Below are 14,555 nucleotides of genomic sequence, written 5' to 3'. Positions count from 1 at the left end.
GCCCTCCAGATGGTTAACTGATCCGTCAGTCAGTTATTTGGACGGACCATGTGACCGCGGTCATACGCTGAAGTCAAGGGGGTGTGTTCGATGAGTTTTCTCCAGGTCACCTGGACCGATCCGGCCACGCGGGCGCGCGGCTACCTGGTCATCGACCGGCTCGTGCGCGGGGTGAGCAGCGGGGGACTGCGCATGCGCGAGGGCTGCACGCTCGACGAGGTGCGCGGGCTGGCCGAGGGGATGACCGCCAAGGAAGCCCTCAACTACGACCCCGAGGCGCGCTACGTGCCGCTCGGCGGCGCCAAGGGCGGCATCGACTTCGACCCCTACGACCCGCGGGCGGAAGAGGTCCTCGTGGCCTACCTGTTCGCCATGTCGCCTTACATCGAACGGTTCTGGACGATGGGGGAGGACCTCGGGCTCCGGCAGTCCACGATCGACAGGGCGATCGAGAAGATCGGCCTGCAGTCGTCGATCCAGGCCGTCTACCCGCTGCTGGACGACGAGGAGAAGGCTCGCCAACGCCTTGCGGACGCCTTCGCGGTCACCGTCGACGGAGTGAGCCTGGACGAACTCGTCGGCGGCTACGGCGTGGCGGAAGCGGCGCTCGCCGGCATCGAGCACCTGAACCTGCCGAGCCCCACCGCGTTCGTCCAGGGCTTCGGCTCGATGGGTGGCGCCACCGCCCGCTACCTCGCCCTGGCCGGCGTCAAGATCGTCGGGCTCGCGGATGTCCACGGGGTCGTAGCCAACCCTGCCGGTCTCGACGTGGAAACCCTTTTGCTGTCCCGGGATTCGCACGGCGGCATCGACCGGGCGAAACTCCGCGACACGGACGTCCAGCTGGACCGCGACAAGTGGCTCGACGTCGAGGCGGACGTGCTGGTCCCGGCCGCCACGAGTTACGCGATCAACCAGGACAACGCGAAGTCCGTGCGCGCCAAGCTGATCGTCGAAGCCGCGAACATGCCGGTCACCCGGGAGGCCGAGGAACAGATCGACGCGCTGATCATCCCGGACGTCGTCGCGAACTCCGCCACGAACTCCTGGTGGTGGTGGACGTTGTTCGGCGACATCGAGGCCACCGCCGAGTCGGCGTTCGACAAGATCGGCACGAACATGCGCAAGCTCGTCGCGAAGATCGTCGACGCGCCTTCACCCCGCAAGGCAGCCGCCGAAATCGCGGCCACCGCGGTGAAGGAGATCGAACAGCGGTTCTGAGCACCTGGCCAGAAGTCTTGTCCGAATTCTCTGGCCCGCTGGTGCCGACAAGCGTCTGCAAGTACCACCAACACTTGATCGAATCGCCCCCAACTACACCCAACCTGTTCGCGGACTCCCGAGCCGGCAGGCCCGAGTGGGCTGTTGGTAGTAGAACAGTGCCTGTTGATGTTGAGTTGGCGGTACTTGCAGACGCCATCAGGGCCAAGCCGCAGCCCCTTGGCGCGTAACGGACAGAACTTTGGCGACGTGCTGAGCCGTAGACTTGGCGCATGGCTGGTTTCCAGCACGTCATCACGATCGCGGCCCCACCGGAGCGGGTCTGGGCGGTGCTGATCGACGTCGAGCGCTGGCCGGAGCGGATCCCGACGGTCGACGAGGTGGAGCGCCTCGACGCCGGACCGCTGGCCGTCGGCTCCCGCACCCGGTTGCGGCAGCCCAAGCTGCCGGAGGCGGTGTGGACGGTCACCGAGCTGACCGACGGGAAGTCGTACACCTGGGAGCAGAAGGCGCCCGGTGTCACCGGTGTCGCCTCGCACCTCGTCGAGCCGCATCCGGACGGCACCCGGCTCACCCTCACCGTGGGCATCTCCGGCCCGCTGGGCGGGATCGGCTGGCTGTTCACGAAGAAGCTGGCCAGGCAGTACGTCGAGACCGAGGCCGAGACGATCAGGAAGTTCGCCGAGCGCTCCTGAAACCGCGCACCCGCACGGTCAGTCCAGCGGGCCGAACAGCCACGCGCCGGGACCGTCGAGGTCCTCCGAGAAGTAGTACGCCCTGATCGCGGCCAGCAGGTCGTCACTGCTGATCAGACCGTCACCGTCGTGATCGAGCCGGGCGTGCACGACGCGGGCGTCGGAGGGCGGCAGGTTCATCAACGCGCCGCTCCACCGCACGTACTCGTCCACCCCGAGGTGGCCGTCGCCGTCGTGATCGGCGACGGCCATCAGGGCGTCGAGGAAGGGCAGGTAGCTGTCGTCGAACGACTCCGGCCGTTCCAGCAGCTGCCGGGCGAACGCCGCCTTGTACTCGGTGAGGCTGATGCGGTCGTCGTCGTTGGTGTCCGTCACGGCGATGAGGTGGTCCCACACACCCAGCAGGTGCTCGTGGAAGCGCCTCGCCCGGCGGTCGTCGTCGCTCAGGCCGAACGCCGCCGTGGTACGGGAACCGGCGCGTTCGAAGTCCGAGCGTTCGATGAACCCGTCCTGGTCGCTGTCGTAGGTCTCGAACCTGCGGGTGAGCTTGCGATCCAGGAACGACGTGATGTGCATGCCCTCTTAGTACCTCGTCAGCGCTTCTTGCGGCGGGCCGGGGCACCCACGTAGTCCGCCAGGTGTTCGCCGGTCAGCGTCGACCGGCCGGCCACCAGCTCAGCGGGCGTGCCCTCGAACACGACCTTGCCGCCGTCGTGACCAGCGCCGGGACCGAGATCGATGATCCAGTCGGCGTGCGCCATCACGGCCTGGTGGTGTTCGATCACGATCACCGACTTGCCCGACTCGACCAGCCGGTCCAGCAGGCCGAGCAGCTGCTCGACGTCGGCCAGGTGCAGGCCGGTGGTCGGCTCGTCCAGGACGTAGATGCCGCCCTTGTCCGCCATGTGCGTCGCCAGCTTCAGCCGCTGCCGCTCGCCACCGGACAACGTGGTCAGCGGCTGACCCAGCGACAGGTAGCCCAGGCCGACGTCGGCCAGTCGCGACAGGATCGCGTGCGCCGCGGGGGTTTTCGCCTCGCCGGAACCGAAGAACTCGACGGCCTCGGACACCGGCATCGCGAGCACCTCGGAGATGTCGCGCCCGCCGAACTTGAACTCCAGCACGGCCTGGTCGAACCGCTTGCCCTCGCACACGTCGCAGGGGGACTCGATCGTCGCCATGATGCCGAGATCGGTGAACACCACGCCCGCGCCGTTGCAGTTCGGGCACGCGCCCTCGGAGTTCGCGCTGAACAGGGCGGGCTTCACGCCGTTGGCCTTGGCGAACGCCTTGCGGATCGGCTCCAGCAACCCGGTGTAGGTCGCGGGGTTCGACCGCCGCGAGCCCTTGATCGGCGTCTGGTCCACGACGATCGCACCGGCGTCACGGGGCATCGACTGGTGGATCAACGACGACTTGCCGGAGCCCGCCACACCCGTGATCACCGTCAGCACGCCGAGCGGGATGTCCACGTCGACGTCACGCAGGTTGTTCGTCGAAGCGCCGCGGATCTCCAGCACCTCGTTGGACTTGCGGACCTCGGTCTTCAGCTGGGCGCGGTCGTCGAGGTGCCGCCCGGTCACGGTGTCGCTCTTGCGCAACCCCTCCAGCGTGCCCTCGTAGCAGATCGTGCCGCCGTTGCGGCCCGCGCCGGGCCCGAGGTCGACGATGTGGTCCGCGATCGCGATCGTCTCGGGCTTGTGCTCGACGACGAGAACGGTGTTCCCCTTGTCCCGCAACCGGAGCAGCAGGTTGTTCATCCGCTCGATGTCGTGCGGGTGCAGCCCGATGGTCGGCTCGTCGAACACGTACGTCACGTCGGTCAACGCGGATCCGAGGTGCCGGATCATCTTCACGCGCTGCGCCTCACCGCCGGACAACGTGCCCGCGGGCCGGTTCAGCGACAGGTAGCCGAGACCGATCTCGACGAACGAGTCGAGGGTGTGCACGAGCTTGTCCACCAGCGGCGCGACGGACTTCTCCTTCAGGCCACGGGTCCAGTCCGCCAGATCGGTGATCTGCATGTCGCACAGGTCCGCGATCGACACACCCTTGATCTTGGACGACCTGGCGGCCTCGGTGAGCCGCGTGCCGTCGCAGTCGGGGCAGGTGCCGAACGTCGCCGCGCGGTCCACAAAGGCCCGGATGTGCGGCTGCAGTGCCTCGCGGTCCTTGGACAGCATGGACTTCTGCAGCTTCGGGATCAGGCCCTCGTAGGTCAGGTTGATGCCGTTGACCTTGATCTTGACCGGGTCCCTGTACAGGAAGTCGTGCAGTTCCTTCTTGGTGTACTTGCGGATCGGCTTGGCCGGGTCGAGGAAACCGGACTGCGCGAACGTCTGCACGGTCCACTGGTTGTCGACGTTGTAGCCGGGCACCTTGATCGCGCCCTCGAGGATCGACTTCGACTCGTCGTAGACCTCGGTCATGTCGATGTCGGAGACCTGGCCGCGGCCCTCGCAGCGCGGGCACATGCCGCCCGTGATGGAGAACTCGCGCCGCTCCTTGACCTTCTGGCCGCCCTTCTCGATCGTCACGGCACCCGCGCCGGAGATCGAGGCGACGTTGAACGAGAACGCCTGCGGGCCGCCGATGTGCGGGGCGCCGAGGCGGCTGAACAGGATGCGCAGCATCGCGTTGACGTCGGTCGCGGTGCCGACGGTCGAGCGCGGGTCGGCGCCCATCCGCTGCTGGTCCACCAGGATCGCCGTGGTGATGCCTTCGAGCAGGTACACCTCGGGGCGCGGCAGCGTCGGCATGAAGCCCTGGATGAACGCGCTGTAGGTCTCGTTGATCAGCCGTTGCGACTCCGCGGCGATCGTGCCGAACACCAGCGAGCTCTTGCCGGAACCGGAGACACCGGTGAAGACCGTCAGCCGGCGCTTCGGGATCTCGACGTCGACGTCGCGAAGGTTGTTCACTCGCGCGCCCTGCACGCGGATCAGATCGTGGGCGTCGGCATCGTGCGCCGCCGGTGCTGTCCTGGTCATGGCGCAAAACTAGCTCGGGCGGCACCCTCCTGCCTTCTTGATTCCTGATTGGTTGTCGCCAAAGTCCGGAAGTGGCCCGATTCGGTAGTGGTACGTGCACACCTCGCGGAACCCCGTCCGTTCGTACAGCCGGAACGCGCTGCTGTTCTGCTTCTCCATCTGCAGGTACATGCGGTCGGCCTCTCTCGCGGCCGCCCACGACGCCAGCGCCGCGAGCACCGACCGTGCGGCGCCTTGACCCCGTGCGTGCGGCAGCGTCGCCATCCCGAACACGCCCGCCCAGCCGTTCTCGGCCACCGCACGTCCGACGGCCACCACTTCGCCGTCCACCTCGGCATACGCGTACGCGCTGGGGTGCTCGACCCGGCTGAGCAGGTCGCGTTCGGCGCTGACGTCCCGCGTGGTCACCGCGCGCCACGCGGCCAGCCACTTGTCGGTCGGCCGGGTCTCGACCGCGCCCGCGTCGGCCTGGGCGTGCCGCAGCACCTCGGCGGTCGACGCGATCTGCAGGGACATGGTGTGCCCCCGCTCGTAGCCTCTGTCGGCCAGCCGCGCGTCCAGATCGTCCGCGCACACGCCGGGCGTGATCTGGAACCGCACCCCGGACCCGCGTTCGGCGCAGAACTCCTCCGCGAGCGCGACCCGGTCCTCCCGGTCGTGCGGCAGCACCGCGCTCACCCACCAGGCGTCGCCGGGGGAGTGCCGCAGCCACCAGCCGCCGGCCTCCTCGACGTGGGCGGCGGGCTGGGCCCGTGCCGCGTATTCCTGCAGCGTTTTGAGCAGCACGTCAGTCCAACGACCCGAGCAGCCAGTTTCCGGCGGCCGCGGGATCCTCGGAGAAGTAGAACTCGCGGATCGCGTCCAGCAATGCCTGCGTGGACAACAACCCGTCCTCATCGGACAGCAGGTCGTGAATTCCGCGCGCGTCACCCTCCGAGAGGTTCATCAACGCGCCGGTCCACGTCACGTGCTCTTCGAGCGTGAGCCTGCCGTCGCCGTCCTCGTCCGCGATCGCCATCACCGCGTCGAGAAACGGGACATACCCCTCGTCGAACGACTCGGGCGTCTCCAGCAGCCCGTTCGCGAACGCCTTCTTGTACTCGTCGAGACTGATCCGCCCGTCGTGGTCCTGGTCGGTGACCGAGGAGAGCTGGTCCCACAGCCCGATCAGCGTGGTGTGGAACCTGACCGCTTTCGGGTCGTCGCCCGCCAGCCCGAATGCCTTCGTGGTGCGCTCGCCCGCCTGTGTGAAGTCCTCGCGCTCGATGAACCCGTCGCCGTCGGAGTCGTACGTCCGGAACCGGCGGGCCAGCTTGCGGTCTAGGAAGGCGGTGATCTCCATGAAGTCCTTCTACCGCATTCCGGACTGGAGGAACACGCCTCTGTCCTGACCGGGAACGCAAACGGTTTCAGGATTCACCGCCGGCCCAGCCCGGAAATCGCGCTGGCGACCAGCACCATGCCGATCACGCCGATTATCGCCGCGACGCCACCGATCGCCGGTTTCGACACCTGCTGAACGTGCGCGACCGGGCGTGGAGGAGCTGGTTCGTCAGGTGTCGATGCAGGCTCTTGAGGCTCGGGCGGCAGCGGTGTGGTCGCCGATGCGATCCGCAGGACGGCGCTCTCGCTGATCGCCTGCCCGGCACCCGCGCCCGACACCGTCAACCGGGAGTTCACCGGAGCGGCGACCTGGCACGTGTAGGTGATCCGTTCCCTGGGTTGAAGTGCGGGGAAGGCGCGCCGGCACGCGGCGGGTTCGCCGCCGACCTCGACGTCGCTGATCGGGTACTCGGACGGGTTGCCGACGGTGATCGTGACCGTGACGAGCTCGCCGTCCTCCGCGCGGTCCTTCGACCAGAGTGCGGTGATGGTCAGTCGTGGGTAGATCACCTTGACCTGCACGGACGCGGACGCCTCGACCTTGCCGCCGATCTTGTCGGCCGCGGAGACGGTGGAGGTCAGCGCCCCGGACTCGTCGCCAGCGGGAGCCGTGCAGTCCACCGTGGAGGTCGCGCCGGGGTCGAGCCGGCCCTGCATGGGAGCGCACCCGCCCCGGGCTCGGCCGCTGAGGCTGTAGAGCGGGGTGTCGCCGCTGTTCGTGACGGTCGTCGTGAACCTGACGGCCTGGCCCGGCAGCGCGGTCAGCGGGTCCGTCGCGGTGGTCGCGCGCAACGCCGGGTGCAGCACGTCGACGGCCGACGTCAGGTGGATCGACATCGGGTCACCGGCGAGGCTGGTGCCGCTCGCGGTGACGGTGGCCGGGTAGTCGTCGTCGGCGGCCAGCGAGGTGCACGTGCGGGTGGCCTTGGCCTTCGCGGCGATCGTGCCGATGTTCTGGCCGCACACGGACACGTTCGCGGCCGGGGCGTCACCGACGTTCGTGACGGTCGCCGTTTGCGCGACGTTGTCCTTGGGATGCGCGGCGGGCTGTTCGGGGTCGACGGCCAGGGTCAGTTCGGGCAGCGGGAACGACCAGGCGATGCTCTGGATCAGGAACGCGTCGTCGGCTCGTTTGAACGCCAGCTCGGCGCTCTTGGTGCCGGGCTTGAGCACGCCGTCGGTGAGGGTCAACGTGCGTGCGTCGACGCTCATGTTGTTGGGATTGCTGGGTTGTACCGCACCCTGTGCGTTCGAGACGAACGCGTTGCGGCCGGCGATCGAGCTGTCGTTGACCAGCATCTGGTCGCCGTCCGTGGCCCAGTCGCCCTCGTACGCGGTGATGCCGAGCCGGATCGTCCCGCCCGCGGGGTGCGTGGGCGCGATCGGGGTGCGGATGGCCGGGGCCTTCGTGGGCAGGCGGACGTGCCCGCCGTGCACCGAGACGTGCCTGCGGGCGGGTGCGGCCGCGGTGGGGCCGGCGAACTTCCAGACGACGGTCAGCGACCAGCCGCCGAAGCAGTCGAAGCCTTGGGGCGCCCAGACGTTGCCGACGGTGACGGTCCCGCTTCCGACGTGCGGGGTGACGTCGGCTTCGGCGCTGTAGAAGGCGTTGTCGGTGTGGGAGAGGTCGTCCGGCGAGTCGATGGCGAACTGGCCGGGGCTGATGCTCGTGCCGTTCAGGGTGACCGGGTCCTGCGGCTTGCCGGGTGGTGGTTGGGCGTCGCGGCAGGTCGCGTTGCCGGCCCAGCCCAGCTTGGCGTAGGCGACCGTTGCTCCAGTGGGGATCTGCAGCTGTGCGCTGGAGGAGTTGTACGTCGCCGGGTTGTTGTCGACGTCGGCGTAGGACATCCGGTGAGCGTTGTTCTGCGCGGACGGGCCGTGGCCCTGGCGGTTCTGGGCGTCCACACAGGATCGTTGCGGGTACTTCGGGTCGGGTCCCGCCTGTTCGGGGGTCGGGCAGGTCAGCACGGCGTTGCCGACGACCGAGACGTCTCCGTACACCGCCTCGTTGAACTGGGTGTGCCAGACCTCGGCCGCGGCGACCTGTGGACCTGGGGCGAGCAGCGGAACCAGCAGCACAACGGCGATCAGGATCGGGACGCGCATGCCACGCCTCTCGGTCGGGGTCGGCGCACAGGTTGGCACGCTGAGGCGGCGTTGTCACCGCCAGTCGATCAGCGCCCGCTCACTCTCCGTTGAGGACTGTGGCAGTGCGGTTCTCCCATTCGTGTCAAAGGGTTCGCCGCCGGGATCCGATGTGGACCTGCTGTGTGCTTGATCCACCCGCCGTTGCTCTTGATGGGCGGGTGAGACCGCCGAGAAGCGTGGTGTTGGTGGTCAAACGGTGGCCGCTGTGGGGAGATTGAGGCCATGTGGACCGCTTTTGTAGTCGTCGTCGCGTCGATGGTCGTCACGGCCGTCGCCTGCCTTCTGCTCGGGCGCTCCCGTGCGCACGAACAGTCCGACGACCGCGACGCTGACTCGCGCGGCTTCCTCGGCGCGGTGATCAGCGGCCTGTTCATCGTCGCCCTGGCGTTCTACGTGGTGATCGTGTGGGAGGAGAACGGCTCCGCCGAGGACAACGCCGCCCACGAGGCCGCCGCCATCGCCGACGCCTACTGGCAAACGTCCGTGATGCCGCAGCCGCAACGTGATCACATTCGCTCGCTGCTCGCCGAGTACCCGAAACTGGTGGCGGACAAGGAATGGGCGCGCCTGGCGGTGGGGGAGTCGGACGAACGCACCACGTCGACGCTGAACTCGTTGCACTCGGAGATCCTGTCGCTGCCTGCCTCGCCGGATCAGGTGAAGAGCGCGCGCGAACGGTCGCTGGAGCGGTTGCGGGAGATCACGGACCTGCGGCGCGATCGGCTGGATCAGGCCGGTGGGTTGGACAACACCGGCAAGCTGATGCTGATCGGGACCATCACGGGCGCGGTGGGGATGATCCTGTTCCCGTTGCTGATCGGGTTCACTTCGCGCGTGCGGCACGTTCTGCAGTTGAGCCTCACTGCGGCGGTATTGGCGTTCGTGTGTGTGTTGTGCGCCGGGATGACGCAGCCGTTCACCGGGATGTTGCGGGTTGAGCCGGAGGCGTTCACGAGCGTTAGTGAGGAACTCGCCGGCATACCCGCCGACCAGAGTCCGTGATTGGCCAGAAGTTGGCCACGAATTGACTACTCCATTTGGCCCCGTTCGGTGGAAGATCGGTCGCGTGATCCACAGCGCGTTCCTCAGCCACACCTCCGAGCTCACCGACGGCGGGTTCGTCGACGCCGCGAACAGCGCGCTGCGGCGAGCAGGCTGGCTGAGCGTGGAGATGGCGGAGTACCCGGCGGTGGACCTGGAACCGGCCTACTACGACGCCGAGAAGGTAGCCGACGCGGACATCTACGTCGGGATCATCGGGTTCGACTACGGCACACAGGTGACCGGCCGCGACGTGTCCTACACCGAGCACGAGTTCGACACGGCCACGCGGCTGGACAAGTACCGGGTGCTACTGCTCCAGCTGAAGCCGGACGGCAAGGTGCCCGACAAGAAGCAGCTGGAATTCCGGCGCAAGGTAAAGGGTGTGCCGGCGATCCACATGACGTTCCAGACGCCGGACGAGCTGGAGCTCAAGCTGTACCACGCGCTGCTGGAGTCGCGGGACAGGATCGAGGCCCACCGGGCCCGGGCTCTGCGGCTCAGGAGTCTGCGCGGCGTGCGCACGCCGGTCGACTTCACCCCGCGCGACTGGCTCACCGGCAAGATCGACGAGTTCCTGAAGGGCGGCCCCAGCGGCTACTTCTTCATCGAGGGCAAGACGGGTGTCGGCAAGTCGACGCTGATCGCGCACCTCGCGAAGACACACGGCTGGGCCACCCACGTCGTCTCGGACGAGCGGCAGAGCCGGTCGACCGCCGTGGCGTTGCAACGACTCGCCGACCAGCTCATCGACCGCTACGAGCTGGACGAACTGCGTACGACGGAGGTGCGCGAGACCGGCCTGTTCGCGGAGGTGCTGGCACAGGCGGCCGCGGCGAAGGACGAGAAGGACCAGGTGGTCCTGCTCGTCGACGGCCTGGAGCAGGCGGACGACGTGCGTCCGATGCCGTTCGGGCTGCCCGCCGCACTCCCGGACGGTGTGTACGTGGTCGCCGCGATGCGGGAGGGTTTCGAGGTGATCGGCGCCGGTCGCGACCGGCGGTACGGCCGGACGGTGATCGATCCGTACGGCCCGGAGGCGCTCGTCGACGTGCGCAACCACATCGAAGCGGTGCTGCGGACCGACGCGCTGCTGAGCGACAGGGTCAAGGACAAGGCGACCTTCACCGAGACGCTGGTGCGGAAGTGTGCCGGCGTGTGGGTCTACCTGAGCCGCGTGCTCGACGGCATCCGGGACGGCACGATCGATCCGGAGGAGGTGCCGAACCTGCCACTGGGCCTGTGGTCGTTCTACAGCCGGACATTCGACGAGCTGGCCGGATCGCACTTCGCCGCCGCACTGCCCGCGATCAGCACGCTCGCCTGCACCGCCGAGCCAGTCGACCTCGACACGCTGGTCACGCTGGCCGGTGTCGAGGACAAAGTGCAGGTGCGCGCGCTCATGACGGGGCCGCTGCGCAACTTCGTGCAGATCACGAAGGCGGACGACCCGTTGTACAGCGTCGACCACGACAGCCTCCGCAACTACTTCACCGGCCAACGGCCGCAGGACGACATGACGGGCGACTTCACCCGGATCGACCAGCTGCGGACGGCCGCGCACGACACCCACCTGCGGATCGTGCGCCACTACTGGCCTTCCGACGCGGCGTTGAAGTCGCTCGACGACGGCTACGGGCTGCGCAACCTGGTCGTGCACCTGGAGAATGCGGGCAGGCAGGAGGACGTGTATCGCCTGCTGGCGTTGGAAGACGGTACGAGCAACCTGTGGTTCTCAGTGCACGACAAGCACGGCGCGCTCAACGAGTATCGCGAAGACCTCGCTCATGCACGGCGGCTCGCCGTTCGCGAGGCGGATCAGGAGATCAACGCCGGCAGGTCGTCCAGGGCTGTGGTCCGCGAGATCGCCTGCGCCCTGATGGAGGCCAGCGTCGAGTCGCTCACCGCGAACATCACGCCGAACCTGCTGCGCGCGTTGGTCGAGAGCCGGCTGTGGTGGCCCAAGCTCGCGATCGGCCGCATCCGGGCGGTGCGGGACCGCAACGTCAGGATGGACCTGCTCGAAGCACTGTTGCAGGCCCGCTACCCCAACGGGAAGCATTGTCTGTCCGAAGAGGATGCAGCTGGGCTGTGGGACCTGGTCTCTCCGTTGAAGACCGGCCGGAACCACGTGGTGGCGGGACTTCTGCTGCCCCGCCTGCCGGCCGAGGACCGCACCGCGAAGGTCGAGGAGCTGCTGCCACTCGCGCTCGACCCGAACTCTCCGGCCCAGTCGTGGATCTGGGTGACGCTCGCCGGGGCGTTGGACGAAGAGCAGCTCGACCGGTGTGTGGCGTCGGCACTGGAGATCCGGGATCCGTGGCAACGGTACGCCAGGGTGCTGCCCGCCCTCGTACCGCACGTGTCCGTGGCCACGCTGCGAACGCTGATGGCGCTGCCGCCGGCACCGGGCTTCCACATCCTCCAGGACGCTCTCGTCACACGGCTGGTGCGTGATGGCCTTGAACCGGCATACGTCGACGAATACCTGGTCGACGTCCTCTATGGACTCAACGCACCCGACCCCGCACGCGTTCCGGTGCGGCCGTTGTTCGATGCGATGGACACCACTCGTCGGCAGTCGCTGCTGCGGAGGGTGCTGGAGCACGTGGCGCGGTCTCGGGACTGGACGACGGCGTTGAAGCTGGAGGGGCTTTCGGAGTTCCTCGAAGGCGACGCGGTCGACATCGCGGTGCGCATCGCCCGCGGCATCGATCCGCGCAACCTGCCTGGTGCACGTGCCCTCGCCCTCGCCGCGCTGGTGCGAGCACGTCCCGAGCTGGCACCAGAAGCGTTGCGCGCCCTGCCACCGGAAGGTTCCTCGGACGATCACAAACGTGCCGAGACTCTCGAGCTGCTCACGCCGCACGTCGGCAACGCGCGGTCCGGCGCGGAGGCGATCGCGACCGCGGCGCGCCATCGTGACTGGCGGCGGGCAGAGGTGCTCAAGCTGGTCGCGCCCAGGCTCAACCACGAGGAGCGGCTGGCCGCGCTGGCACTCGCCGCGGAATGCGAACTGCCGGAACACCGGTTGGCGGTGCTCGACGCGCTCACCGAAGGACCACTGGACCAGGAGGAGCTGGAGCTGGCCCTGCGGGTCATGCAACGCGTCGGCGACGAACAGCCCCGAGCCGCCGCGATCGCCGCGCTGGCAGGGCAGGGGTTCCGCTCCGACCGCCCGGCGCTCACGGCACGGGCGTTGGAACTGCTGGAAACCTGCGCGGGACCGGGCCGTGCGGACGTGCTGATCGCACTGGGGATGCTGCGGGAGGCCGTGGCGCACCTTCCGCTTCGGCCGGAAGCCTGGGACCACGGCTTCGTGGCGAGACTGGCGGCGGTGCGCCCGGTGCTGACCGACGACGAGGTGCTGACCCGGCTGCTCGACACGTTCTCGGTCAGCTATCCGGACGTGGCGCTCGACGTGTGGGCCGCTCTCGCACCGCCGGGGTCGTTGTCCGACAAGCATTGGCGGGCAGCGGTGAAGGCGGTGAAGAACTGCGACGAGCGCGTGTACTCCAGGTTCCTCGCCGTCGGCGCGCCGCACCTGGAGAAGGAGAAGGAGATCCGTAAGGCGTTCGAGCAGGCCGTGGAACTGCCTCCGCCCTACCGTGCCCTGCCGACGGCGACGATCGCCGCGCGCCTGAAATGCGGAGTGATGCAGTTTCTGTCCCAAGAGGACTTCGCCGAGCTGGATGCCCCGACCACCGGTGCGCTGGCACGGACGATGACGGAACCGGAGCTCGAATGGCTGTTGCAGTGGCCACTGAAGGTCGAGGCGCTGGCCGCCGTTCTGCCCTCGCTGTCGGCTGAGCTGAAAGCGGACCTGCTTGCGCATGCCACGATCGACTTGCGGAAGTTCGTGATGAAACCGGACGCCGACTTCGGTGCCCTCGCCAGGCAGGCGGACGCATCACTTCTGGTCAAGATGCTGCAGAGCGTCAGTCACCTGCAGGACGGGACGAAAGCACGCATGCGTGAGGCGGTGCTCGGTGCGGTCGAGCCGGACGCGGAGTCGTGGCGCGAGTCCCCGATCGGGCCGCTGCGGGAGCTCTTCGCCGACCTCGGGAGGCCTGGCGCGATGGTCGTGCTGGCGGCCGGGGCCCGGCACGTCGCGTGCGCCGTGGGAATGGAGGCCGTTGCCGACGTCGCAACTGTGGTTGACGATGTCGCGCGCTGGTGGCCTTAGGAATTCTGTAGAACCCTTCTACGTCTGCTTCTTTCAGGTCATTTTGGGTCCGAAAATTTGGAGCTGAGGGGAGCGGTGGCGCTAATTTCCTTGGCATGCCAAAGAGAGTGTCCACTGTGCAAGGACGTGAGTTCGGTGAGCGCCTGCGCGAGCTCATCCGGAGTACCGGGCTGCTGGAGTCCGAGCTGGCACGAAAGCTCGGGTGGGAGCACGCCAAGATGTCAGATCTCGTCAACGGCAAGGGCGGGACCTCGCTTGATGAGTTCGCCTTCTTGCTCGGTATGTGCGGCGTCGGGTCGGACGAGTTCGACTCTATGAAACGCTTCTTCCTGGAGTCGAGGGAGAAAGGCTGGCTGCAGATCTTCGACTCGGTGTTGCCCGCTCACGTCCGGACCCTGGTCCAGCATGAGCGGATCGCGAAGGAGATCGTGCACTGGAGTTCGTTGTACATACCGGGTCTGCTGCAAACCGAGCTGTACGCACGCGCCGTGGCCGAGGACTCTCCGTTCATCGAGCCAGAGGAGGTTCCCGAGTGGGTCGCGGCCCGGATGGAACGACGCGGCATCGTGGCGGGGCACAAGAAGTTCGTCTTCTACCTTTATGAGCCAGTGCTGCGCTCGCCTGTCGGTGGTGCCGATGTGCTGGCTGAGCAACTGCACGAGTTGGTACGCATGTCGGTCCGGCCGTACATCGGCATGCGGATCCTTCCCGCGGGGCGCGCCCTGACAGGTGACTTCAGCCTGTTGAAGTTCGAGAAGTTCGAGCCGCTGGTCTACAGGGCCAACTTGAACTCGGCGCTGTTTCTCGAAGACAAGGTGTCGATCGGGATCTACCAGGAGGCGCTGAAGATGATGGACCGCATCGCGCTGAGTAGGGAAGAATCAAGGGAGT

10 protein-coding genes are annotated in these 14,555 nt (G+C 67.7%); 5 read left to right on the top strand and 5 right to left on the bottom strand.

The window, feature by feature from the left end:
* Positions 1 to 90: 90 nt before the first annotated feature.
* Together SK803_RS20325 and SK803_RS20320 are read left to right on the top strand one after the other, a co-directional pair.
* Positions 91 to 1,221 carry a Glu/Leu/Phe/Val dehydrogenase dimerization domain-containing protein gene (locus SK803_RS20325; protein ID WP_319967609.1) on the top strand — a complete coding sequence of 377 codons (1,131 nt, stop codon included), beginning with the start codon at positions 91 to 93 and terminating at the stop codon, positions 1,219 to 1,221.
* Positions 1,222 to 1,493: 272 nt separating this feature from the next.
* A complete protein-coding gene (locus SK803_RS20320) occupies positions 1,494 to 1,916 on the top strand; it encodes an SRPBCC family protein (protein ID WP_319967608.1) in 423 nt (140 codons plus the stop codon).
* An 18-nt stretch (positions 1,917 to 1,934) separates the two neighbouring features.
* Here SK803_RS20320 and SK803_RS20315 read toward each other — a convergent pair whose 3' ends face one another.
* The 5 genes from SK803_RS20315 to SK803_RS20295 form a co-directional block, all read right to left on the bottom strand.
* A complete protein-coding gene (locus SK803_RS20315) occupies positions 1,935 to 2,492 on the bottom strand; it encodes an EF-hand domain-containing protein (protein WP_319967607.1) in 558 nt (185 codons plus the stop codon).
* Positions 2,493 to 2,509: 17 nt separating this feature from the next.
* Positions 2,510 to 4,906, bottom strand: a complete 2,397-nt coding sequence (locus tag SK803_RS20310; protein WP_319967606.1) for an excinuclease ABC subunit UvrA — start codon at positions 4,904 to 4,906, stop codon at positions 2,510 to 2,512.
* A gap of 9 nt (positions 4,907 to 4,915) precedes the next feature.
* Positions 4,916 to 5,692 carry a GNAT family N-acetyltransferase gene (locus SK803_RS20305; RefSeq protein WP_319967605.1) on the bottom strand — a complete coding sequence of 259 codons (777 nt, stop codon included), beginning with the start codon at positions 5,690 to 5,692 and terminating at the stop codon, positions 4,916 to 4,918.
* 1 nt (position 5,693) lies between these two features.
* Entirely contained in the window at positions 5,694 to 6,248 is a 555-nt protein-coding gene (locus tag SK803_RS20300) for an EF-hand domain-containing protein (RefSeq protein WP_319967604.1), read from the bottom strand.
* 74 nt (positions 6,249 to 6,322) lie between these two features.
* Entirely contained in the window at positions 6,323 to 8,395 is a 2,073-nt protein-coding gene (locus tag SK803_RS20295; protein ID WP_319967603.1) for a COG1470 family protein, read from the bottom strand.
* Positions 8,396 to 8,659: 264 nt separating this feature from the next.
* Here SK803_RS20295 and SK803_RS20290 point away from each other — a divergent pair, with 264 nt between their 5' ends.
* The 3 genes from SK803_RS20290 to SK803_RS20280 form a co-directional block, all read left to right on the top strand.
* Positions 8,660 to 9,439 (top strand): bestrophin-like domain, encoded by a 780-nt coding sequence (locus SK803_RS20290; protein WP_319967602.1) that lies wholly within the window; start codon positions 8,660 to 8,662, stop codon positions 9,437 to 9,439.
* Between the two features lie 64 nt (positions 9,440 to 9,503).
* Positions 9,504 to 13,664, top strand: a complete 4,161-nt coding sequence (locus SK803_RS20285; RefSeq protein ID WP_319967601.1) for a DUF4062 domain-containing protein — start codon at positions 9,504 to 9,506, stop codon at positions 13,662 to 13,664.
* A gap of 218 nt (positions 13,665 to 13,882) precedes the next feature.
* The coding region (locus SK803_RS20280) for a DUF5753 domain-containing protein (RefSeq protein ID WP_319967600.1) at positions 13,883 to 14,555 on the top strand (673 nt) is incomplete at its 3' end.

Source organism: Lentzea miocenica, assembly GCF_033949945.1.
Classification (GTDB): domain Bacteria; phylum Actinomycetota; class Actinomycetes; order Mycobacteriales; family Pseudonocardiaceae; genus Lentzea; species Lentzea miocenica.
The sequence above is the reverse complement of the archived record's forward strand: the minus strand, read 5'-3'. Positions and strand labels throughout refer to the sequence as shown.